Source organism: Clostridium sp. AF22-10 (assembly GCF_003478725.1).
In the GTDB taxonomy this organism is placed as follows: domain Bacteria; phylum Bacillota; class Clostridia; order Lachnospirales; family Lachnospiraceae; genus Otoolea; species Otoolea fessa.
Map to the genome: position 1 here is coordinate 1 of NZ_QUFZ01000019.1, position 23,477 is coordinate 23,477.

Here is a 23,477-nt window from a genome sequence, read left to right on the forward strand (position 1 = left end):
CTCGCATGTAGCAAATGTGGTATCCCTGTTCCGGACTCACGGTATCATAGCGCCAGACTGCCGGTATCCGTTCCTTCGGAACAGGGGTACATTTGAACCGTAATATTCAGTCATGGGCGGCTGGGGCATCTGGGAGACAGTGAACGGCGAACAGAAGCTGACAACGGAGTGTATTGAGAATGTGATCATGATGGTGCCGTTTTCTGCCGTAGTGATGTGGACATTCGAAGAAAAGATAGGAAACGGTTGGAAGAAGATCCTGTGGCAAAGCGGGAAGATAGCATTTATCTTTTCGGTGAGCATGGAGATGTTGCAGTTATTGCTCCGTCTAGGTACGTTTCAGCTATCAGACATCTTCTATAATACAGTAGGTGGAATGATTGGCGGATTGATGTATTGTACAGTGATGAAGGCAAGAAAGCATCTGTAAAATTGGATGAAATTGTGATATACTGGGAGCGGTAGCTCCCTACGCTGCTCTGATAATCACACACCTCTCCGTGGTGGGCAGCAGGTAACGATCTTATGATCGGCTGAGATGTGAAGAATTTAGGAGGAGGAACGATTTATGCATGTGTATAAAGAATTAAGTTTTGTCGGCAATAAACCGGAATTGGATAAATTATCGGAAGAGATATATAATGTATTTCCAACAGACTGGATCAAACCTAAAAGTAATCAGATGCTTAAAGATTATATTCTTGCTGATTATATTGGAACGAAAGCCCCTCATGCGGAGGTTTCAATTTATTATGGAAAAGATACATGGCGTGAGGGTTATATTAAGGTTTGTAATATTGTTCCGCTTCAAAAAAGTCAGTTAACAATTGATGAGTATAATCAACTACTGGAATTATTTTATAACGATATAGCCAAGGTGTATGGTGAAACACATGAGGAAATTAAGGTTGTTGGACCATCATCAGGACAATTTGATCCGCTTGATTATATCTCAGAAAAGGCATTAAAAAAATTGACGCTTTTTTGCGATGCAGCAAACAAGTCTACCGGTTCATCACACCCTAGTGACGAGGAACGCTGGTTTGATTTTATATGTCAGACAGTAGATGATAGGAGAACATTTGATTATGATACCTTGTTTAAATTTTTGCAAGATGAGGAGTACTGGGGGAAAAAGGAAAGTGGATTTTTAGGAGTAATTGGATGCTTTGCATGGAGTGAGGAAAATGCGGAGGAACTTGCGTCTGAATACGATAACTATGTTCGGATTCTTCAGTATTATAAAAAAACGAGACTGGGAGAATAAATGAGCGTGTGGGATGTTGCTTTAACAATTATTAATGTGATTCTTGCAATTATTTCAGGCATTGGGGCATATAATTCTGTTAAGTATTTTCGGAAAAGCAAAAATCTTACGATTTTCGCACAAACAAACAAGGCATTAGTAGAAGTTCAAAAGATGCTAATAAAATTGCCGGAAGCACTGTCGTCCTCAAATTCCTCAAGACGAGGGAAAAAAGGACTTAGTTTACATAATGCTTTATGCGATATTGGGCAAGAGCTTAACGTGAATTTGACAGAAATCAATTCGAATATACCAGCAGAATATTCAGGCGAGTTGCGGCAGTTGCAGAACAAAGACGGTTTCAACTTACAAACCTATATTAATTCGTATATTAGTGGTGATGCGGTGAAAGATAACGGAATTGATTCAGAAGATTTCAATTCATGCCAAGCTAAGCTTTTGGAGATACAAGATTACTTGAAAAAAGTGGCTTTGGAGACAGAGGAAAAATTGAAGTAAGAAAAGATACAAGAGCTTATGGTACATTGCTCACAGTATTACATAAAAATATTACAAAAGAAATGAGGTATATATTATGCCAAGAACAAAAGGGAGCAAGAACCGCCCCAAATCCGATATTGTGTCCCAGATCACAGAGAAGCAGGAGTCTATCGCTTCCCTGACTGCTGAGATAGCATCCATCACTGCAAACATTGACACTTTGAAAGCTGACCTGAAAGAGAAGAAGATTGATCTGAAGAAGGCTGAGAAAGAAGTGGCATCCCTGGAAGCGAAGAAGGCAAAGGCGGATGCTAAAGCCGCTGAAGAAGCTAAGAAGCTGAAGCCGAGAGTGTGGTTAAGAGATTATTAGCCAGCGGGATGAGCGCAGAGGAGATTCTGGAAAAAATGAAATAAACAAGAACCCAAGAAAAAAATAAATGCCGTGTGGACAAACTGAACTCCAGGAGTTCACACGGTATATTTTGAAGGTGGCTATATAGTTTATAACGAAAATAAAAAAGAACAAAATTAAAAGAAATGGAGCGTGAGAAAAATGAATTTATCAAAAATACATCATATTGCAATCATCGTATCCGACTACGAAGCATCAAAGGATTTCTATGTAAACAAACTGGGATTCTCTGTCATCAGAGAAAACTATCGCCCAGAGCGTAAAGACTGGAAGCTGGATCTGCGTGTTAACGAACACACAGAGCTGGAGATTTTTGCAGAAGAAAACCCACCGAAGCGTGTGAACCGCCCGGAGACCTGTGGGCTGCGTCACCTTGCATTTTGTGTGGAGAGCGTGGAGCAGACAGTGAATGAGTTGGCAGAGGTAGGAATTGAATGTGAGCCAATTCGTGTGGATGATTACACCGGCAAGAAGATGACTTTTTTCCATGACCCAGACGGACTGCCGTTGGAGCTGCATGAGTAAAATGAAGAAAACAAGAAAACCAGGCGGTGGCCGGAAGAAGTTGAAGCCAGAGTACGATGCTGGGAAAAATCTGAAAGAGCAGATGGAAAGTGCTGTGGAGCTTTATGATTCTGAGATGTCCCTCCAATCCATTGCAGATGCTCTGAACCTAAACCCTATCAAAGTCCGGAAGCTGCTCATCACGGCCGGAGTGTATGAGTCGGATGTGGCGGAGAAAGTAAAAAACACTTTTGAAGAATACCGTGAAACACGAGACTACAAAACCTCCATACTCACAACATCATCTACTCTTCAACTCTCCAAAGCCTCCGTTACTTCGTACCTGCCATATCAGAAAGGCGTGTACTTCCCAAGTACAGAGAAAGAAAAGATTAGTGTTGGAGCAGAGCGGCAACGGAGATACAGAGCGATGAAGTGGTGGAGGGTTGATCCGACAGAGGAAAACTTCTGGAGCGTGGTTCTGGCCTATGCTGGTGTGAAATTCAAAACTTACTCAGGGCTGTCATTTACTTACGAAATTAAAAAAGGCAGGAATGGCGAGTACACGAAGGAGCTGTGGATCGACAGACGGGAAAAGAGTAAAAGTCTGGCATGGAGTTCTATAGTTTTGGCACTGGGAAATATAAAAGGTGAAGTAGTAGAGAGACCCAAAGCTCTGGGCGATATCCGGGGAGTGACTTACATCTACGGGATGTTCTACCGGTTCGGGCTGATCGATGTGCCAGATGAAGTGAAGGAAAAGATGGGGATCTGAAAAACCGTAAAAAATAGGTTGCTATGTGCAAAAGTCTACGGTAATATGTGCCGTAACTGAGGAAGTGAATCTCAGTTGGGAAGGACGGTAGCATTATAGAAAAATTGAAGGAAATGCTGGAGGAGTATTTGAGGAAAACGGAACCAGAGTATTATCCGCCAGTGGAGAATCTGCTTGATCTGATCTACGAACATTACACGGAGAATAATCCAGTAGAGAAAAACACAGTTGCCGGGAAAACCGCAAAGGTCAAGGAAAAGGAACTGGAAGAGTGGCTGCGTGGCTTGGAAGGTATGAATAGGCTCGTAGATGACTATGTCGGAGATAAAGATTCCCCTCTGGGAGAAGATTATGGACCGGCAGGGAACAGTGTGCTGTGCATGGGAGAAGACTGCTTTTGAGGAAGGTCTGAAAGTCGGGATACGGCTTATGATGGAAGTATATAGTTTGTAACGGAAATAAAATGAACTTCTGGAGTTCAAAAAAGCCCTCGCTGTGTGTGATACACATTGGGGCGCTGGTCAGTTATTATCTTCTGCCCGTATTCTGAGCAATTCCTCTATTTCATTTTTATTCGCCAAGTGCACCGATGCCGGTACAAAGCAATGTTGACGGAGCAAAGTTCGCGGCGTTCATCGATGCGGTCGTGGCAGACAGCATCATGGAGTTGGGGAAGAGAGAAGATGACCTGTCAAAAGCGGGTGTGACCATGTTGGGGAATGTGGATGGAAAGCGCATGTTGGAGCAGATGAGTCCCCAGTTTTTGGAGTTCGTGCTGGATGCGTATCGGAGTTTGAAATACAGAAAATAAAAACGAGAAATGCGTTGATAATTTCTGGGAAATAGGGTATAATGAACTTGATGGAAAATAAAAACGTGAAATCCGTTTTTGGAATGGAGAATGGTACATGAAAATACTTCGTATTACAGCACAAGGGCTTCCGTTGTTTAAGGAAGACATGGATATTTGCTTTTACACTCAGCAGCGTGTGAGTGAAGATGACAGGAATAATCTGTATAATCTGATTGACAACTATTACCTTCATTCTGCATGTGCATTTATTGGAATCAATGCTTCTGGCAAAACCTCTGTGCTGAAAGTCATAAATTTAGCACTGAACATTATAAAGAATGAGCCAATCAATCATGTGGAGGCAAAAACCATTCTTGGAGGGTCAGAGAAAGCTGCGATTCGCACATACTTTTATGATAAGCGCAAATATATCTGCTGTCTTGAAACCGTGATTACAGCGAAAAAGGCAAAGACAGGCGAGTATGTGTATTCAATCTTGTCTGAAAGACTATGGGAAAAGCCGATTGCAGGCGTTAAGTCGAAAAAATATTTGACGGATTTCGATGGAATAGAGCCTGTTGACACACGTGATAGTAATGAAGCTTACCTTTCAGATGATGTCAGCTTTATTATCGCTCATAATAAAAAGGTAAATGACACCGTTGAGGTGTTTAGCCTTCTTTCATATACGAATGTGAATGTTTTGCCTTTTACAGAAGATATTCCGCTGGAAGTAATTACTTTTCTTGATCCGACTATCGAGAAGCTATGTTTTGAGCAGGCGGAAGGAAAAACATTTATTCATCTGAAATTTAGAGATGAAGATGAGATTATCTTGAATAATGCGGTAGATCTTGAGCAGTATTTGTCTTCTGGTACAATTAAGGGCATTATTACATTTTCGATGGTGAAAGAGGTTCTTCAATCTGGAGGATACCTTCTGGTAGATGAAATTGAAAATCATTTTAATAAAGAAATTGTAACGACTCTGATGCGTTTCTTCATGGATAGCCGACTTAACAAGAGAGGCGGAACGCTGATTTTTACAACGCATTATCCGGAACTGCTGGATGAATATGATCGAAATGATGGAATTTGTATCGTAAGAAATCGAAATGGCATTACAGTGGAAAACTTGAGCTATATTCTAAAGCGCAATGACATTAAGAAGAGCGATGCATATCAAAGCGGATTTCTGGAAGGAACAACTCCAGCGTATGAAGCATATATGCGTTTGAAGAAAAATCTGGCCGCTTCAATTAAATAAGGGGGCGGTAGGATGAAGTTAGCACCATATATAGCGTGTGTATGTGAAGGATCAGCAGAAGCTGCAATTATTGATGTTCTAGTGGATAATAATCTTTTGATTTTTACAAGAGAAGATATGCTTGAAGAAAATGTTATTCGCTGCAGGAGTGCTAAGACATTTGAGGAACGCTTCTTACGTAAAGGATTTAAAGATCAGATTTCTGTTATAAGGATTCTTGACTCTCGGAGAGAAGAGTTTAGGCTTAGCAAAGCCTATGAGAAGAAGGTTGATGTGATCAATGTTATTACTGCTCCGGAGATAGAGATGCTGATTATTCATAGCGAAGGAGCTTATGAGCGATTTAAGCGTTCAGGAAAGAAACCGAGTGAATTCTGTAAATCAGATCTTCGTATGCATAATGTGAAATCGTATGATTTTGTAAAAGATTATTTTAGTAATCCACTGACATTAGTTAATGCAATAAAAGAGTACCGTAGAACCGCAAATATTCCTAAAGGTGAATATAGTTTATCAGATCTGTTAAAATAAAGATTTGCCCACTGGTGTACCGTGTAAATCCTACATAGTACGCTGGTGGGCTTCTTTTTTTGCCTCATCCCGCATGAACCACAGACAGCACCCCGGCATGCTCCGAAGTGCAGTTGTGGCTTATGCGGGTTTTTGTGTTATGTGGTCAACGGGTTACAAAATCATACTCCCAATCCGTATAAAATCGCTTTCAATTCCTTTACCATTCGGGTGAGAATCTCCTGCTCAAGTGTGTTGCAGTCCAAAAGCAGACGGTGAATCTCGGAATCGGCAGTGGAAGCCGAGTGTGTCAGACTGTCTACGAGAAGGTCGTCTGCTGATATGCCGAGAAGGTTGGCAACTCTGATTTATTTCGTACCAAAAATCCGATCCCCTGCATCTCCCAGACCTGGGCAGATGTAAGCGTTTTCATTCAGGCAGCGATCGACATGACCGACATAGATCTGGACATCCGGATGTGCCTCATGCAGTCTCTTTAATCCTTCCGGAGCAGCGATGATTGCCATGAATTTGATGTTCTTTCCGCCGCGTGCTTTGATAAAGTCGATTGCCTCCACTGCGGAACCGCCGGTTGCCAGCATCGGGTCGGTGACAACGATGGTACGCAGTTCGATCGGGGTTGGCAGCTTGCAGTAGTATTCGTGCGGCTCATGGGTTATCTCGTCGCGGTAGAGTCCGATGTGACCAACCTTTGCGGACGGAACGAGCGCCAGAATACCATTTACCATACCGAGACCGGCACGTAAGATCGGGACAACGGCAAGTTTTTTACCAGCCAGCATCGGAGTGCTGCAGGTTTCGATCGGAGTTTCTACTTCCTGATCTTCCAGCGGAAGATCGCGAAGCGCTTCATAGCCCATCAGCATCGCAATCTCATCGGTCAGGGAACGGAATTCGTTGGTTCCGGTGTTCTTGTTGCGGAGGAGCGAGATCTTGTGCTGAATCAACGGGTGATCGAGAATTGTTACATTTTTCATATTCATAACCTGCCTTTTCTTGAATTTTGATGATGAACGTTTTTTCGTAACGGTGCATAGCGCAGACCGCTTGCGAATTTTGTGCTATCTTCATGCCGTCATTTCCCAAAATCTGTATACATATGTGAAATGTATCGCCCTGATGGCATATTTTCTTTAATTATACACCGAATTATACAGATTGAACAGTCTGTTTTATGATGTATTTTGTTAAAAAGCATCGGTAAAGTTACTGTTCCTGGGTAGCACTTTTGGAACTGAAAGTGCCGTAAGAAAACGTGGTGGCAGCAGGAATTTGCCGTATTTAAATGCGAAGCCACGGCAAATTCCGTTACTGGGCACGTATGCGTGAACAGTAACTCGGTAAAAGAGCGGTTTGTCATGAAGTAGTGCAGAGCATTTGTAAAAGAATGCAGGTGCTTTTATATGTTTATTAGAATAAAAAATAATACCAGTATTATATATAAGCAATACTTCTGAAAACAAATCAATAAATCTAACTGGAAATGAGAATAGAATGTGGTAAAATATAAAGTAGTGAATTATTGCACAACAATGAAGGAGGAAGCTTTGCCATTATGAAGACTGTATCGATAGCAGAGGAACTGAAAAACAATTCTTATCCGGGACGCGGAATTATCATTGGACGGACGCCGGACGGAAAGAAGGCGGTTACGGCATACTTTATTATGGGAAGAAGCGAGAACAGCCGCAACCGTGTGTTTGTAGAAGAAGGTGAGGGCATCCGCACACAGGCATTTGACCCGGCGAAGCTGGAAGATCCGAGTCTGATTATCTATGCACCGGTCCGTGTGCTGGGAAATAAAACGATCGTGACCAACGGCGATCAGACTGATACGATTTATGAGGGAATGGATCGCCAGATGACCTTTGAGCAGTCCCTCAGAAGCCGCGAGTTCGAGCCGGATGCGCCGAACTACACACCTCGTATTTCCGGTATCCTGCATATCGAGGATGGCGGTTACAACTATGCGCTGTCGATTCTGAAATCCAACGACGGCAATCCGGATTCCTGCCATCGTTATACATATGCCTATGAGAATCCGGTTGCAGGCGAGGGACATTTCATCCACACCTATATGCACGACGGCAATCCGCTTCCGAGCTTCGAGGGCGAGCCGAAAAAGATCGAGATTCCGGACAGCCTGGATGAGTTTGCAGCGACACTCTGGGAGAATCTGAACCCGGATAATAAGGTATCTCTATTTGTGCGCTATATTGATATTGCGACCAGAGAGACACAGACGAAGATCATTAATAAAAATAAGTAGGAACAGACTGGAAAATAGTTAAAAAAAGTCAAAAACCGTCTGAAAATGAAAACAGGTCAGAAACAAAATTGTTTATCTCAGTCGAGAAGACTCCCACCTCTTCAGGTGGTGAGTAATAGCAAGTTTGTCTCAGTGGGAGTCCATTCTCCGACTGAGATAAACGCTCCGCGAGGATGCGCAGTGATTCTGTAAAGAATATGTCAGCTTCGCTGACCAGAATCACGCGCTAAGTCTCACGGACGTTCGACTTGAAACAGCATTTGAATCATGCGTTTAAATGGGTATACAGGAGGAATGAAGATGAACGAACTTGAGTTAAAATATGGATGCAACCCGAACCAGAAACCGTCCCGCATTTTTATGGCGGATGGCAGTGAGCTTCCGATCAAGGTACTTTGCGGCAAACCGGGATATATCAATTTCCTGGATGCGTTCAATGGCTGGCAGCTGGTAAGAGAACTGAAAGAGGCAACCGGGCTTCCGGCGGCAACTTCTTTTAAGCACGTTTCTCCGGCAGGTGCAGCGGTAGGACTTCCGTTAGACGAGACGATGCGTAAGATTTACTGGGTCGATGATATGGGAGACTTATCTCCGCTTGCGTGTGCATATGCCAGAGCACGAGGTGCAGACCGCATGTCTTCCTTCGGCGATTTTATTTCTCTGTCGGATGTCTGCGATGCAGATACGGCGCGCATCATCAAGAGAGAAGTATCGGATGGCGTGATTGCTCCGGGATATACCAAGGAGGCTCTGGAGATTCTGGAATCAAAGAAAAATGGCAAGTACAATGTCATTGAAATCGATCCGGATTATGTACCAGCTCCGGTGGAGCGCAAACAGGTATTTGGCGTGACCTTTGAGCAGGGTAGAAATAATCTGGCAATCAACCGTGAGCTGCTGGAGAATATCGTGACTGAGAATAAAGAGCTGCCGGATAACGCGAAGATCGACATGATCGTATCTTTGATTACCCTGAAATATACACAGTCCAACTCTGTCTGCTACGTGAAGGATGGACAGGCGATCGGTATCGGCGCAGGTCAGCAGTCCCGTGTACATTGTACCCGTCTGGCAGGTCAGAAAGCCGACAACTGGTATCTGCGCCAATCTCCGCAGGTGTTAAATCTTCAGTTTGTGGATGGAATCAAGCGTGCAGACCGCGACAATGCGATCGATGTTTATATCGGAGAAGAATATATGGATGTGCTGGAAGAGGGCGCATGGCAGAAAATTTTCAAGGTAAAACCGCCGGTATTTACCCGTGAGGAAAAACGCGCATGGCTGGACGGCATGAAGGGTGTAACCATTGGTTCTGATGCATTCTTCCCATTTGGCGACAACATTGAGCGCGCGCACAAGAGCGGCGTTCAGTACATCGCACAGCCGGGCGGATCGGTTCGTGATGACAATGTAATCGAGGTTTGCAATAAATATGGCATTGTAATGGCATTTACGGGAATCCGTCTGTTCCATCATTAATGAAAAAGGGCGTGTGAAAAAACTCTCGTTTTTTCACACGCCCTTTTTATTTCGAAATAAAGTGGCTATGATTTCTTATATTTTGCCTCATAATCCCGTAGGCTTACAAGCGCTTCTTTCGACATCGGAATCAGCGCGATCAGGTTGAAGACGGTCATCAGACCGACACCGACATCACCGAGATCCCAGACAAAGGTGTAGGCGGTCAGTCCGCCGACAAACATCATGATCAGGGCGAGAATCTTGTACGCCGTCTGGGCGGCCCAGGTGTCTCCGAAGAGGTAGCTCACATTGGAGCGGGCGTAGAAGAGGATGCCGATGAAGGTAGTGAAACTGAACAGCCACAGGATTACGGCTATGAAAATGACGCCTAATTCCCCGAAATGCCAGCTCATTGCCGCCTGCAGCAGATCCATGCCCTCCAGACCGGAGATTTTATCAGCCGGGACCAGCAGCATGATCATGGCTGTACAGGTGCAGAGAAGCGTGTCGATGAAAACGCCCATCGCCTGCATCAGTCCGACTTTGGCAGGATGGGAGGTTTCTGCCGTCGCTGCCGCACACGGGGCGGAACCGCTTCCTGCTTCATTGGAGAAAAGTCCCCGTTTGACACCGTTCATCAATACGGCGCCGAAGCCGCCTGCGATTGCCTGGCGCAGACCGAGTGCTTCCTCAAAAACGCGGGCAAAAACGCCTGGAAGCTGGCGGAAGTTCACGATAATTAAAAACAGGGTCAGGATAATGTAAATGCCTGCCATGATCGGAACCAGCAGATCCAGAACCCTGACGGAGGCATTTTTCCGAAGAACGATGACTGCCGCAAGGAGAACTAAAAACAAGCATGAGTAGATCGGCGGGATGCCGAATGCATTCTTAAAAGAAGAGGTCACGGAATTACTGATGACCTGGCTGATACCGCACCAGCAGATCAGACCGGAGAGCGCAAACAGTACGGAGAGAAGATTTTTCTTCGAAACCGGCGTGCCCTGTTTCTGGCGTTTGCTGTTGATCCAGTCGTGAATGTAGTAAGCAGGACCGCCGCGGTAACCGCCGTAGAGCGGATCCGGCTGTTTGTGAAGCTGGGCTAAGGTCGCCTCGATGAAAGCGGTTGCCGAACCGAGCAGCGCGGTTACCCACATCCAGAACAACGCACCGGCGCCTCCGGCGGAGAGAGCGGCAACGATACCGACAAGATTTCCCATACCGACGCGGGTCGCAGTTGACACGATCAGTGCCTGGAGTGCGGAGAGAGAGCCACCTTTGTGTCCGGTTTCGGCCTTTTCCAGCAGCGCGCGCAGCATATCCGGAAGCATTCGGATCTGCAGGAACCGCGTCCGGATAGTACAGAAGATACCGGTCGGGACGAGCAGAAGAACCAGAAGCGGCAGGTTGATGGTTGTTCCGCCAGGAAGCGGCAGATGAATCCAGTCACCCCAGAGGAAATAGTAGGTTTTTTCGATTAAATTGATAATTGTATTCATGTTTTCACCCCAAAATTTTATATAGTAAAGGTGCGCCCGCAGGTGCTTGACGATTGATTGAAAGATAGTTATAATGAGTGGCAGGGAGTTTTCAGACTCTCAGTATCATAAGGAAAAGGAGAATTCATATGCAGTACGCAATTGCACATTTAGATCCGAATGAGGACAATCCTTCCATGGAAGAGAATCCATGCATTAATGTTGATTTTGAAAACGAAGAGGAATCATGTCTGGAAGCTGCAACCATGATGATGGATGAAGGCTACAAGATGGTAACTCCATTTTTCATTGAGGACGGCGGCAAAGCAGGCACATACTCCTGGGAGTATGTCAATGCCCATCTGGTTGTCCGTACCAAATAATGTTTCACGTTGTTGTTTAAAACTGTATTGTTTTAAAGTGTGTGAGACTTAAAATGCCGGAAAGAGAAGATCTTTCCGGTTTTTTATATTTACATGTTAGCTGTCCTTGCACATTTATAATAACTATTTCTTGAATATGTAATTAAATCTACTTATTTATATTCCGTATTGTACCGCACAGTTGAGGAAAGTGCAAGGGGAAAATGAGGGATTGTTACTGGAATTTTAAATAAAGATAAATAGTAATAAGTTGAAAGTCGGGTGTAAATCTCCTATAATGGACAGAAGAATCCTCAGGCAGAAAATGGCATACAGGGAGGCAGATGGAGACGGAAAAGAAACAGACAGATGAAAAAAAGGAACTTCGAACCGGATTTACGACCGGAACCTGCGCGGCGGCGTGTACGCGAGCGGCGGTGTTGTTTCTCTGCACAGGGGAAGCACCTGCGGCGGCAGAGACAGTGACACCTTCCGGCGTCCGGGCGATTCTGCCGATTGTCCGGGCAGAGCGGGAGGAAGATAGCGCAGTATGCGGTGTACAGAAGGACTCTGGTGACGATCCGGATGTGACGAATGGAACATTGGTTTGTGCACGGGCCGTCCTGGCTTGTCATGATAGCATAACTGAAAGCGGTTACACAGACCCGGCGTATCCGGGAATTGAGGTAACTGGCGGCGAGGGCATCGGCATGGTGACGCGGGACGGTCTTTCGTGTCCGGTGGGGCATTACGCGATCAACCCGGTACCGCGGACGGCTATTTTCCGGGAGGCAGCTCTGGCACGCCGGGAGGCGGGCATGCCGGAGATACCTTTGCGGATTGAGATTTCTATCCCTTCCGGGCGGGAGCTGGCGGAGAAAACGTTTAACCCGCATCTGGGGATCATCGGTGGTATCTCGGTGCTTGGAACAACTGGGATTGTGAACCCGATGAGTGAGGCGGCATTGGTTGAGACGATCCGGCTGGATATCCGGGTGCACGCCCAGGAGGATGTTTCGCTGCTGGCAGTGGCGCCAGGCAATTATGGAGAACGATTTTTAAAAGAAGAAACCGGGCTTTCGATGGAAAATTTTATCAAGTGCAGTAATTTTATCGGGACCAGCTTTAAAATGCTTTCACAGGAAGGAATTCACCAGGCGCTTTTGGCAGGGCATGTTGGAAAACTGGTCAAAGTGGCAGGTGGTGTGATGAATACACATTCCCGGTATGGTGACAGACGGATGGAGATTTTGTCTGCATGCGCGCGGACCGTTGGATTTCCGGAGGCAGATGCCCTGCTGCCGATGAATACGACTGAGGAAGCGGCAGATTTCCTATATGAACATGGATATCTGAAACAGGTCATGGAGCAGGTGGCGAATCAGGTCAAAGCGGTATTGGAAGAAGAGAGCGGCGTTCAGACGGAGGTAATGCTATTTTCGAGCAATTATGGACTGATGGCGCGGACAGCTGGGGCGGATGCGTATGTGCGAGAGCTGCTGGAGATGGAGAGAGGCGTGGAAGAAGATATTAAATATTAAAAATAAGAAGATATAGAAATATCTTTATGAAAAAAAGTCTTCCGTGTTTTATATATGCTAAACATGGAAGTAATGATAGATAGAAGAATCATAAATTACGAAAAGTTGAGATTCGAATATTAAATAAAAAGGAGAAATCACATATATGGTATATTTCGTCGGAGCAGGTTCGGGAGCGCCAGATTTAATCACAGTGCGGGGAGCACGCCTTTTGAATCAGGCAGACCAGATTATTTACGCAGGTTCTCTGGTCAATCCAGAGCTTTTGGATTATAAAAAAGAATCAGCCGTTGTCTATGACAGTGCGAAAATGACGCTGGAAGAAGTGGTCGAAAAGATCCAAGAAGCGGAATCGACGGGTAAGATGACGGTGCGGCTTCACACGGGCGACCCCTGCGTGTATGGTGCGATCCGGGAACAGATGGACGAGCTGGACAAGTTAAATATCTCTTATAAGGTATGCCCGGGCGTCAGCTCTTTCTGCGGCGCGGCATCTGCATTGAATCTGGAATATACCTTGCCGGGCGTTTCGCAGAGCGTGATTATCACCCGGATGGCGGGGCGGACGCCGGTGCCGGAGAGGGAGAGCATCGCGTCGTTTGCAGCGCATCATGCGACTATGGTTATATTTTTAAGCACGGGAATGCTGAAGAAGCTTTCGGAAGAGCTGATAAAGGGCGGATATGAGGCGGACACGCCGGCGGCGATCGTGTACAAAGCGACCTGGCCGGATGAAAAGCGGGTTGTCTGCACGGTTGCCACGCTTGCAGAGGCGGCAGAGCGGGAAAATATCAAAAAAACAGCTCTGATTATCGTCGGGGATGTGACTGCCCAGGCGGGATACGAGCGTTCACGTTTATATGCGCCAGAATTCACAACTGAATTCCGTCAGGGGACGGATGGTTTTGTATATGAGTAATAGAAAGGGATTGTTATAAATGGAGCAGTTGAAACTTCGGGTCAGGAACGGTATCTGCATTTGCTTTACTGCACAGGGAAAAGAGACGGCGACGCGCCTGCTGGAGAAATTAAGCCAGCAGATGGAAGAGGCGTTTGACTTTTTAGATTATACAGGATCCGAACATTCGAAACCGCTGAAACAGGTGGTCAAGGAAGCATTTCAGGAGAAGGAAGCAATTTTGTTTGTCGGGGCGGCGGGGATTGCAGTCCGTTTGATTGCGCCGTGGGTGCAGGATAAGCTGAAAGATCCGGCGGTGCTGGTGATCGATGAGCAGGGACGTTATGCGATCCCGATTTTGTCTGGACATGTGGGCGGATGCAATGAACTGGCAGAGGCAGCGGCGCAGATTCTGGGGGCAGAACCGGTAATTACGACGGCAACGGATCTGCGGCAGGCATTTGCAGTTGATGTATTTGCAGCGGAAAATGAGCTGGTGATTAGTGATCGGGAACTGGCGAAACAAATCTCCGCGGCGGAGCTGCGCGGTGAAAAAATTGGCTTTTTCAGTGATTATCCAGTAGATGGAATCGTTCCGGCAGAGATTACTCCGGGCGTATGGCAGAAGGAAAACATCTATGTGACGCTGAAACAGGGCGGATGCCCGAAAAATGCCCCAGCGTCTCTGGTGCGCCGGGATATGGTGATTGGGCTGCAGGAGAAGAAGGAACAGCGGGATGCAGTCAAAGCAGCGGCGGTAGTGGCAGTGGAAACCGGCGATTCGGCGAAGGCGGCTGAGATAGATATGTCTGTCGGAAAATCCGATATAGGATCGCCTGGGCAGAAAAGTGAGCAGAAGAAAGAGCAAAGTTATGAGTCGGAAAATGAATCAGGTACGCCGGAACTTCTGCGCCTGTATCCGCGAACGGTTGTTCTTGGAATGGGATGCCGCCGGGATTCCTCCCTGAATGCTGTCCGGGAGATGGCAAGAGTGGCACTTTCTCGGGCGATGATTGATAAAAGTGCGGTGCGGGCGATTGCAACGGTAGATCGGAAGAAAAATGAGATGGCATTTCTGGCGCTTGCGAAGGAGTGGGATGTGGAACTGTGGAGTTTTACCCCGGAAGAGCTGGAAAGTGCCGGTACGAAGTTTGCAGAATCGCCGTTTGTGCGGAAGACAGTAGGGGTAGGAAATGTTTGTGAGCGTGCAGCCGTCATGGGGGTGCGCCGGATTTACCGGGAACGGGAGATGGATGAGAAAAATCTGCCTGCGATTGATCTGAGAGTACAGAAAATGGCGTTTAACGGTGTGACGGCAGCAGTAGCGGTTCCGGCATCGGAGCAAGTAAGGAGGCAGCAGTGGAAGAAAAAAAATTATACGTGATCGGAATTGGACCGGGGGCGAGAGAACAGATGACGGTCCGGGCAGACCGCATTTTACGGGAAAGCCAGGTGATCATCGGTTATACGGTATACGTGGACCTGGTAAAAGAATTTTATCCACAGGCGGAATTTCTGACAACGCCGATGCGCCAGGAAAAGGAACGCTGTGAGATGGCATTAAAAGCGGCGCAGGATGGTCGGAAAACAGCAATGATCTGCAGTGGGGACAGCGGCGTCTATGGCATGGCGGGGCTGGTGCTGCAGATGGCAGAGGCGTACCCGGATGTGAACGTGGAAGTAATTCCAGGAGTGACGGCAGCGCTGGGAGGCGGAGCCATTCTCGGTGCACCGTTGGGACATGATTTTGCGGTGATCAGCCTGAGTGACCTTCTGACGCCGATGGAAGTGATCGAAAAAAGGCTGCGTGCAGCGGCGGAAGCGGATTTTATTATCTGCCTCTACAATCCATCCAGCCGGAAACGCCACGATTATCTGGAGCGTGCCTGCCGGATTCTTTTAGAGTATAAAAGTGGTGAGACTGCCTGCGGATATGTACAGAATATTGGCCGCGAGGGCGAGGCGGTGCACCTTCTGACACTGGCAGAACTGGAAAAGACACCGGTGGATATGTTTACGACCGTATTTATTGGAAATAAGGAAACGCAGATGTTAAGTGGATGTCTGGTGACACCGAGGGGATACCGCGATGTGTAAAATATGGATATTTGGAGGAACGACAGAAGGGCGCCTGCTGGCGGAATATTGCAGCCGGGAAAAGATTGAGGCGTGGGTCAGCGTGGCTTCGGAGTATGGAGAAGAGCTTTTGCAGGAGGAGCTGATGGAGTCTGGGAATGCAGGGAATCCAGATTTGAACCATAATACTTGCCTTGCAAAGAAAAACTTGAAAACGGTTCAGGCATCCTCAGTGATAAAAGTCTTACGTGGACGGATGGATCGTTACCAGATGGAAGAATTTATCCGAAACCAGGGGATTCATCTTGTGATCGATGCAACCCATCCGCATGCCAGACTTGTTTCAGAAGAAATCCAGGAAGCGTGCGGACGGACCGGTGTCCGCCTGGAACGGTGCCTGCGCGCAGAGGGCGAACAAAACAAAGCACGTGATTGGGTCGAGGTTGATTCCATTCAGGAGGCAGTGTCATTTCTTTCTTCTGTTTCCGGCGTGATTTTTGCCACAACCGGCAGTAAAGAACTGGAAGTCCTGTGCCAGATACCAGATTATCAAAAACGGGTGTATGCGAGAGTGCTTCCAACTTCGAATGTTTTGAAGAAATGTGAAAAATTGGGGATAACTGGCAGCCATCTGATTGCGATGCAGGGACCTTTTTCCACCGAAATGAATACGCTATTTCTCCGACAGACAAAAGCGGAGTGGCTATTGACGAAAGATTCCGGGCGTGCGGGCGGATTTCAGGAAAAGGTGGAAGCGGCGCGTGAAAATGGAACCAGAGTGGTTGTGATCCGCAGACCGGAGGAGGATGGTATTTCGCTGGAAGAGGCGATGGAGGTGCTGAAGAAGGCGGATGAGGGGAAGGTTGGAGAGTTAAAAACACATTTGATTCTGGCGGGAATTGGCATGGGACAGCCGTCCCAGATGACAGGGGAAGTCCTCGGGCAATTCGAGAGAGTGACGCCTTGATTGGCGCGGGGCGTATGCTGGAATCCGCGGAGAGAGCGCTGCAGAATGATTTGCTGATTAGCAAGGAAGGAAAAGCTGAAAACAGACAGGAATCAGCGGCTGCGGTGGAAAAAGAAAGGAAGTGCTATAAAGCATATCTTCCTGACGATGTGATACAGATTGTATCGAAGCACCCGGAATGGAAGCAGGCGGTCATCCTGTATTCGGGTGATACCGGCTTTTTCAGCGGGGCATCCAGGATGGCAGAGCGGCTGCGGGAAGCTGGTTATCCATTTACCGTCTATCCGGGTACATCCTGTGTCAGTTATCTGGCGGCACGCCTGGGGACGCACTGGGAAGATGCGGCGATTTATTCCGCACATGGAAGAGAATTGTCTGTCGATCGGGTGATGAAACGTCTGTGTGATCCAGAAGAACCGGCTAAGCGTGCGTTTATCCTCATGGGCGGCAAAAATGGAGCTGGACAGTTTTGTGAACGTCTGACACAGGCGGGATATGGAAATGTACAGGTGACGGTTGGTGAAAACTTATCGTACCCGGAAGAGCAGATCCGGAGCGGAACCGCGGAAGAAATGAAAAAATTGGAATTTGCGGATTTGAGCTTGATACTGCTGGAAGTCACGGATGAAATAAAGAATGTAAAGCAGCTGAAAAGGTTTGAACAAGAAGATAAACGTTTGCTTCCTGCAGATTCTGTCGGAGTATTTCCACGTATCATGCTTGCCGCCCCAAAAAGCGGCAGTGGAAAAACCCTTCTGACTTGCGGACTGCTTGAAGTCCTTCGCCGCCGCGGTCTGAATCCGATCGCGTGCAAATGTGGACCGGACTATATCGATCCAATGTTTCACCGCTATGTGCTCGGCATTCCTGGGCGAAATCTCGATAGCTTTTTTCTGCCGGCGGAAGGCGTGCGGAAGGTTTTGGTGGATGCAGTGCGGGAAGAACAGGCGGGAATCGCAGTTTTAGAGGGTGTCATGGGCTATTATGACGGCTTGGGCGGAACAGAAACGTCTGCCAGCAGCTGGGAGATTGCAGAGATCACAGACACGCCGGCGATTCTGGTGCTGGACTGTAAGGGCGCATCGTTGTCGGCGGCAGCAATGGCATCTGGATTTTACATTTCCGGAAAAAAAGCCATATTGCCGGAGTGATTTTGAACCGGGTTTCTTCGATGTATTATGAGCGGCTGGCAGCAGCCGTGGAAGAGGCGTCGGGGCTTCCGGTGCTTGGTTATCTGCCGGAATCCGAGGAATACCGCATGGAAAGCCGCCATCTGGGACTTTTTCTGCCGGGCGAGATCGATCGGCTGCGCGAGCGGATCGGGCGATTGGCAGATCAGATGGAAAAGTCGATCGCGGTGGATCGGGTGCTGGAAGTAGCGGGGATGCTGCCATTGAGGATAGAAAACAAAGAGAAAGAAAAAGCAGAAAACGAATCAATGGAGGCGGAAAGTATAGCGAAATTCCCAGCATGTCAAGAGCAAAAAGTCACCTCGCGCGTCCGCATCGGTGTTGCCCGTGACGAGGCATTCTGCTTCTACTATCAGGAAAATTTCCGCCTTCTGGAACAGATGGGGGCGGAGCTGGTTTATTTCAGTCCACTGAGGGATAAAAAAATCCCGGACAGAGTGGATGGGCTTTTATTTGGCGGCGGTTATCCGGAGAATTATGCACGGGAGCTGGCAAAGAACGCGGCGATGCGTGAGAGTATCCGGCGGTCGATTGCGGCGGGAATGCCGTTTCTGGCGGAATGCGGTGGATTTTTATATTTACACCGTACTCTTGAAGGAAGCGATGGAAAACACTGGGAAATGGCTGGCGTTTATCCATTTGACGCTTACCGGACGAACCGCCTGCGCCGGTTTGGCTATGTGCGTCTGCTGACCTCATCCGGTCAGGAAATTCACGGGCATGAGTTCCATTACTGGGAGAGCGAAGATCCGGGCACCGACTGGGAGGCAGTCAAACCGACCGGAAACCGAAGCTGGCGCTGCATCCATGAAAAGGGAGGACAGATTGGCGGATTTCCGCATCTCTATTATGCATCCTGTCCAGATTTTTTGCGAAAATGGCTGGATGTATGTGCCAAAGGGAGTCAGCAAAAATATATCAATTGAGTGAATTTATATGAGAATCAAGAAAATGGGGAGTAGCAAATGCGAGATGAATGGTTTATCCGGGGCAAGGTCCCGATGACGAAGAGTGAGGTGCGGACCGTGTCATTGTCCAAGCTGGAATTGTATGAGGGCTGTGAGTTCTGGGACATTGGCGCGGGAACGGGTTCTGTCAGTGTGGAAGCGGCGGTAAGCTGTCCGGGGATTCATGTGTGTGCGTTTGAATATAAGGAAGAGGCGGTTGAACTGATCCGGGCAAATTGTGAGAAAGCCAGAACAGAGGCGGTCACGATCGTGCCGGGAAAGGCGCCGGAGACATTTGCACAGGTAAGTGTTCACCGACCGGATCGGGCATTTATCGGGGGAACAACCGGACAGATGCGCGAGATTCTGGATGAATTGTTCCGCTTGAACCCAGATATCCGGATTGTGATCAACCTGATTGCGCTGGAGTCTCTGACAGTGCTTATGAGTTACCTGAAAGAGCGCGGGATAGAGGCGGAGATTCTGTCCATGCAGATTGCAAAAGCGGAGAAGATTGGTTCCAGTCATTTGATGAAAGGGCAGAATCCGATCTATATCATATCACTGGGAGGAAATGAAGTGTGAAGAAAATGATTCAGCCAGAGGCATTAAAAGTGGGCGCGAATCGTATAAGCGCGAACGATGCAAGGAGTGTAAAATTAGATTTTGCACCAATGGAGGGAATCACGGGATACGTATTCCGGCAGGCGCATGCAGTCATTTATGGGGGCGTTGACCGGTATTACAGTCCGTTCATTGCGCCAGGTTCCAGCCATAAGCTGACATCCAGGGAGAGGAACGATATTCTTCCAGAGCATAATCAGGGATTATGCCTGATCCCGCAGATTCTGACGCATTCGACGGAAGATTTTCTGTGGGTTTGCGAGGAACTGGCGGAGTATGGATATAGGACGGTTAATCTGAACCTGGGCTGTCCGTCGGGAACGGTGGTTACGAAGAAAAAGGGCGCGGGATTTTTAGCCGAGCCGGAAGATTTGAGCTTGTTTCTGGAGGAAGTCTGCAACGGATTGGAAAAAATCCACGCGTCGGATGGAAAGCCGGTGCGTTTGTCGATCAAAACCCGGATCGGCATGAAAGAAGCGTCTGAATTTCCACGCCTGCTTGCTATCTATAATCACTATCCGCTGGAGGAACTGATTGTACACCCGAGAGTGCGCGAGGACTATTATAAGGGGAAAATACGGATGGAGTCATTTGCGTATGCGCTGGAGCAGAGCCGCTGCCCGGTCAGCTATAATGGAAATCTTTTTTCGGCGGCGGATGCGTCTGCGCTTATGGAAGAAATTGTAGGACAAGATGAAGCATTTGATAGCGGTGAAACGCAGAAAAAAATGAAATTAGCCGCACTGATGTTTGGGCGCGGTGCGGTTGCGAGCCCGTGGATTTTTGGAGAGGTGCGGAATCTGCCATCCTCGACTCATCTCCAATCCTTCCAGCAATTCCACGATCGCCTCCTGACCGGTTATGCAGAAATCATGTCTGGCGATCGGAATACTTTGTTTAAAATGAAGGAACTCTGGTATTATTTCCAGTGCCATTTTCCAGAATGTGAAAAAGAATTGAAGAAGATTAAGAAGGCACAGAAGCTATCTGACTACCGGGCTGCTGTTCAGGCGATGTTTGCGAGCGGGCGGTTTGTGGAAGGCGGCTTTCGCAACCCGGCACCATAGGAGTGATACCGGGCTGTCCTGTAACCATCCTCTCATTCAGGCAGTACAGTGTTGCGAATATCAAATTTTACACAGATTTTACATTTCCTGCTGGTTATTTTTACATTTATTTGATATAGTGAAGACATACTATGTGTAAAGATCAAAAGATGATGGGAGAATATGTATGTCTATTAGTACTTTGGGAACACTCTTTCAGTTCATTGGAGGACTGGGAATGTTCCTGTATGGAATGGAGTCGATGGCGGATGGTCTGCAGAAGTTTGCGGGCAACCGTTTACAACGTGTGCTTGAGATCCTGACTTCGAACCGCTTGCTGGGCGTGCTGGTGGGCGCGGGCGTTACCGCGATCATCCAGAGTAGTTCCGCGACGACGGTTATGGTCGTTGGTTTCGTAAATGCCGGAATTATCAATCTTTTGCAGGCGACCGGCATCATCATGGGTGCCAATATTGGTACGACTGTGACGAGCTGGATTGTGTCGATGAGTGAGTGGGGCGAGGTGTTAAAGCCAGAGTTCTTTGCACCGGTTCTCTTCGGTATCGGCGCATTCATCACGATGTTTGCGAAGAGCCACAAGAAAAAAGAGGGTGCCGAAGTCCTGATCGGTTTTGCACTCCTGTTTATCGGTCTTTCTTTCATGTCCGGTTCGATTGAGCCGTACCGGGATGCGCCGATCTTCTCCGAGTCCTTCCGGGTACTGGGACAGAATCCACTTTTAGGTATTTTAGTCGGTCTGGCAGTTACCGCAATCATCCAGAGTAGTTCCGCGTCCGTCGGTATTTTACAGATGCTGGCGATCAACGGCATGGTAAACTGGCAGTCAGCAGTCTTTATTACATTGGGACAGAACATCGGTACCTGTGCGACCGCGCTGTTATCTTGTATCGGTACGACCCGTACGGCAAAGCGTGCGGCGGTCATTCACCTTCTGTTCAATGTGACGGGTGCAGTTGTATTTGGCGTCGCTTTATACATCGTGTTTATGATGAATCCGGAGCTTGCGATGACGCGTGCGGACAGTGTGGGAATTTCGATTTTCCATACGATATTTAACGTTGTCAACACCTGCATTATGTTCCCGTTTGCTGGTTTCCTGGTAAAGGCATCGGATGTGATTGTTCCGAAGCCAAAGGAGACGGAGAAAGAGTGGTCGGCAAACAGTGTCGAGACCGAGATGATCCGTCACTTAGACGACCGTATCCTCGAAACTCCGTCCTTTGCGATTGAGACGGCGTGCAACGAGGTTGTCAACATGGGTAAAGTAGCGGTTGCTAACTTAAAAATAGCAACCGCAGCCCTGGTGGATGCAGATAATAATTTCTGTGAACAGGTATTTGAAAATGAAGAGACGATCGACCGCATGGAGAAAATGCTGACCGAGTATCTCTTAAAGATCAACAACCTCTCCTTAAATGATGAACAGCATCTTCTTGTTAAGAATATGTATTATACAATCGGTGATCTTGAACGCGTCGGTGACCACTGTGAAAACCTGGCAGAGCTTGCTAAGAAGCGGATTGAGAATGTGAATATTGATTTCTCGGATCTGGCGCTGGAAGAGCTGCGGACGATTGCAGATGCAACGCTTAAATCGGTCGAGGCGTCCGTGGAGGCGCGTCAGGCGCATGACATGCAGAAGGTGCGTCAGACTGCCCGCTGGGAGGAAGAGGTTGACAGTATGGAAGAGGAGATGCGCGAGAACCATATGAACCGTCTTTCCAATGGAGAATGCAAGATTGAGGGCGGTGTTATCTTCCTGGATGCACTGGCAAATTATGAGAGAATCGCGGATCATGCCAAGAATGTAGCTGGCTACGTAAAGGAAGAGATGCAGTAATGAAATATCGGATATATGTGATTGAGGATGATGAAAATATCCGGAATCTGATCTGCGTGGCACTGGAAAACTTCGGTTACTGCGCCAGCGGATTTGAGACGGCAGAGGAAGCGCTTGACAGCCTTTCGGCCCTGCTTCGGAGAGGCAGGGAGGCGCAGCGGGAGTATCCGGCGATGTTTGTATTCGACTGGATGCTGCCAGGGATGGACGGCATGGCGGCGATCCGCAAGATCCGGGAGATGCCGGACTTTTCCGCAGCCCCGGTCCTGATGCTGACGGCAAAGGATCGTGAGATGGATATTGTACAGGGACTTGACAACGGTGCTGACGACTACATGACGAAACCGTTCGGTATTCTGGAGCTTTCGGCGCGCGTCAGAAACCTTTTAAAGCGGGTGGAACCTGCAAAAGAGGAGGTTTCCAGCCTGACGATCGGTGAAGTCAGCATCAACCGGGAGACGCGAGAGGTGATTGCCTGCGGCGACCGGACGGAGCTGACGCTCAAAGAATTTGAACTTTTAACATATCTCATGGAACATATCAACCGGGTGGTGACGCGCGACGAGCTTCTCGACCATATCTGGGGCTATGACTATGATGGGGAGACGAGAACGCTGGATATGCACATCAAGACACTCCGGCAGAAGCTGCATGACGCCGGAGCCCAGATCAAGACAGTGCGCGGCGTGGGCTATCGGTTTTTAAAGGAAAAAGAAGCGGGAAAGTGA

General features: G+C 47.7%; 26 protein-coding genes. 24 read left to right on the forward strand and 2 right to left on the reverse strand.

Annotated elements, in window-relative coordinates; genetic code table 11:
• The first annotated feature begins 139 nt into the window (after positions 1-139).
• The 10 genes from DWX91_RS12550 to DWX91_RS12595 all read left to right on the forward strand — a co-directional run bounded on the left by DWX91_RS12550 (position 140) and on the right by DWX91_RS12595 (position 6,029).
• Positions 140-430 carry a VanZ family protein gene (locus DWX91_RS12550; protein ID WP_243017821.1) on the forward strand — a complete coding sequence of 97 codons (291 nt, stop codon included), beginning with the start codon at positions 140-142 and terminating at the stop codon, positions 428-430.
• A 138-nt stretch (positions 431-568) separates the two neighbouring features.
• Complete coding sequence (locus DWX91_RS12555) at positions 569-1,267, forward strand: hypothetical protein (protein ID WP_118472699.1); 699 nt, start codon at positions 569-571, stop codon at positions 1,265-1,267.
• Positions 1,268-1,765 (forward strand): hypothetical protein, encoded by a 498-nt coding sequence (locus tag DWX91_RS12560; protein ID WP_118472698.1) that lies wholly within the window; start codon positions 1,268-1,270, stop codon positions 1,763-1,765.
• A 76-nt stretch (positions 1,766-1,841) separates the two neighbouring features.
• Positions 1,842-2,117: a hypothetical protein gene (locus DWX91_RS12565; RefSeq protein WP_412693907.1), complete on the forward strand. Its 276-nt coding sequence runs from the start codon at positions 1,842-1,844 to the stop codon at positions 2,115-2,117.
• Positions 2,118-2,300: 183 nt separating this feature from the next.
• Positions 2,301-2,684: a VOC family protein gene (locus DWX91_RS12570; RefSeq protein WP_118472696.1), complete on the forward strand. Its 384-nt coding sequence runs from the start codon at positions 2,301-2,303 to the stop codon at positions 2,682-2,684.
• 1 nt (position 2,685) lies between these two features.
• Positions 2,686-3,438: a hypothetical protein gene (locus DWX91_RS17535; RefSeq protein WP_243099050.1), complete on the forward strand. Its 753-nt coding sequence runs from the start codon at positions 2,686-2,688 to the stop codon at positions 3,436-3,438.
• A 128-nt stretch (positions 3,439-3,566) separates the two neighbouring features.
• On the forward strand, positions 3,567-3,839 hold the full coding sequence (locus tag DWX91_RS12580; protein ID WP_147353135.1) for a hypothetical protein: 273 nt from the start codon (positions 3,567-3,569) through the stop codon (positions 3,837-3,839).
• A gap of 188 nt (positions 3,840-4,027) precedes the next feature.
• A complete protein-coding gene (locus DWX91_RS12585) occupies positions 4,028-4,249 on the forward strand; it encodes a hypothetical protein (protein WP_118472692.1) in 222 nt (73 codons plus the stop codon).
• 97 nt (positions 4,250-4,346) lie between these two features.
• A complete protein-coding gene (locus tag DWX91_RS12590) occupies positions 4,347-5,498 on the forward strand; it encodes an AAA family ATPase (protein WP_118472691.1) in 1,152 nt (383 codons plus the stop codon).
• 12 nt (positions 5,499-5,510) lie between these two features.
• Positions 5,511-6,029, forward strand: coding sequence for a hypothetical protein (locus tag DWX91_RS12595; protein WP_118472690.1), 519 nt, complete (start codon positions 5,511-5,513; stop codon positions 6,027-6,029).
• Positions 6,030-6,376: 347 nt separating this feature from the next.
• On the opposite strand, the gene upp is transcribed toward DWX91_RS12595, so the two are convergent.
• Complete coding sequence (gene upp / locus DWX91_RS12600; RefSeq protein WP_118472689.1) at positions 6,377-7,006, reverse strand: uracil phosphoribosyltransferase; 630 nt, start codon at positions 7,004-7,006, stop codon at positions 6,377-6,379.
• A 578-nt stretch (positions 7,007-7,584) separates the two neighbouring features.
• Between upp and DWX91_RS12605 the strand changes: the two genes are divergently transcribed.
• Together DWX91_RS12605 and DWX91_RS12610 are read left to right on the forward strand one after the other, a co-directional pair.
• Positions 7,585-8,298, forward strand: coding sequence for an IMP cyclohydrolase (locus DWX91_RS12605; protein ID WP_118539107.1), 714 nt, complete (start codon positions 7,585-7,587; stop codon positions 8,296-8,298).
• A gap of 300 nt (positions 8,299-8,598) precedes the next feature.
• Entirely contained in the window at positions 8,599-9,777 is a 1,179-nt protein-coding gene (locus tag DWX91_RS12610; protein ID WP_106999982.1) for a phosphoribosylaminoimidazolecarboxamide formyltransferase, read from the forward strand.
• A 65-nt stretch (positions 9,778-9,842) separates the two neighbouring features.
• Here DWX91_RS12610 and DWX91_RS12615 read toward each other — a convergent pair whose 3' ends face one another.
• Positions 9,843-11,258, reverse strand: a complete 1,416-nt coding sequence (locus tag DWX91_RS12615; RefSeq protein WP_118472688.1) for an alanine/glycine:cation symporter family protein — start codon at positions 11,256-11,258, stop codon at positions 9,843-9,845.
• A gap of 128 nt (positions 11,259-11,386) precedes the next feature.
• On the opposite strand from DWX91_RS12615, the gene DWX91_RS12620 reads away from it, so the two are divergent.
• The 12 genes from DWX91_RS12620 (at position 11,387) to DWX91_RS12675 (ending at position 23,477) form a co-directional block, all read left to right on the forward strand.
• The gene (locus tag DWX91_RS12620) at positions 11,387-11,620 is read left to right on the forward strand and encodes a hypothetical protein (protein WP_022358715.1); all 234 of its coding nucleotides are present in this window, start codon (positions 11,387-11,389) and stop codon (positions 11,618-11,620) included.
• A 323-nt stretch (positions 11,621-11,943) separates the two neighbouring features.
• Positions 11,944-13,140 carry a cobalt-precorrin-5B (C(1))-methyltransferase CbiD gene (cbiD, locus tag DWX91_RS12625; RefSeq protein ID WP_118472687.1) on the forward strand — a complete coding sequence of 399 codons (1,197 nt, stop codon included), beginning with the start codon at positions 11,944-11,946 and terminating at the stop codon, positions 13,138-13,140.
• A gap of 145 nt (positions 13,141-13,285) precedes the next feature.
• Complete coding sequence (cobM, locus tag DWX91_RS12630) at positions 13,286-14,059, forward strand: precorrin-4 C(11)-methyltransferase (protein WP_022358712.1); 774 nt, start codon at positions 13,286-13,288, stop codon at positions 14,057-14,059.
• Positions 14,060-14,078: 19 nt separating this feature from the next.
• A complete protein-coding gene (locus DWX91_RS12635) occupies positions 14,079-15,422 on the forward strand; it encodes a cobalt-precorrin 5A hydrolase (RefSeq protein ID WP_106999979.1) in 1,344 nt (447 codons plus the stop codon).
• A 29-nt stretch (positions 15,423-15,451) separates the two neighbouring features.
• Positions 15,452-16,135, forward strand: coding sequence for a precorrin-3B C(17)-methyltransferase (gene cobJ, locus DWX91_RS12640; protein ID WP_118472708.1), 684 nt, complete (start codon positions 15,452-15,454; stop codon positions 16,133-16,135).
• Positions 16,128-17,081 (forward strand): precorrin-6A reductase, encoded by a 954-nt coding sequence (gene cobK / locus DWX91_RS12645; RefSeq protein WP_118539109.1) that lies wholly within the window; start codon positions 16,128-16,130, stop codon positions 17,079-17,081. Before cobJ ends, cobK begins: the two co-directional genes overlap by 8 nt.
• Complete coding sequence (cbiE, locus tag DWX91_RS17540) at positions 17,078-18,232, forward strand: precorrin-6y C5,15-methyltransferase (decarboxylating) subunit CbiE (protein WP_243099051.1); 1,155 nt, start codon at positions 17,078-17,080, stop codon at positions 18,230-18,232. Before cobK ends, cbiE begins: the two co-directional genes overlap by 4 nt.
• A gap of 2 nt (positions 18,233-18,234) precedes the next feature.
• Positions 18,235-19,197 carry a hypothetical protein gene (locus tag DWX91_RS12655; protein ID WP_243099052.1) on the forward strand — a complete coding sequence of 321 codons (963 nt, stop codon included), beginning with the start codon at positions 18,235-18,237 and terminating at the stop codon, positions 19,195-19,197.
• A gap of 39 nt (positions 19,198-19,236) precedes the next feature.
• Positions 19,237-19,803 carry a precorrin-6Y C5,15-methyltransferase (decarboxylating) subunit CbiT gene (gene cbiT / locus DWX91_RS12660; protein WP_118472685.1) on the forward strand — a complete coding sequence of 189 codons (567 nt, stop codon included), beginning with the start codon at positions 19,237-19,239 and terminating at the stop codon, positions 19,801-19,803.
• A gap of 5 nt (positions 19,804-19,808) precedes the next feature.
• The gene (locus DWX91_RS12665) at positions 19,809-20,909 is read left to right on the forward strand and encodes a tRNA dihydrouridine synthase (RefSeq protein ID WP_118472707.1); all 1,101 of its coding nucleotides are present in this window, start codon (positions 19,809-19,811) and stop codon (positions 20,907-20,909) included.
• A gap of 166 nt (positions 20,910-21,075) precedes the next feature.
• The gene (locus tag DWX91_RS12670; RefSeq protein WP_118472684.1) at positions 21,076-22,749 is read left to right on the forward strand and encodes a Na/Pi cotransporter family protein; all 1,674 of its coding nucleotides are present in this window, start codon (positions 21,076-21,078) and stop codon (positions 22,747-22,749) included.
• A complete protein-coding gene (locus DWX91_RS12675; RefSeq protein WP_118472683.1) occupies positions 22,749-23,477 on the forward strand; it encodes a response regulator transcription factor in 729 nt (242 codons plus the stop codon). Before DWX91_RS12670 ends, DWX91_RS12675 begins: the two co-directional genes overlap by 1 nt.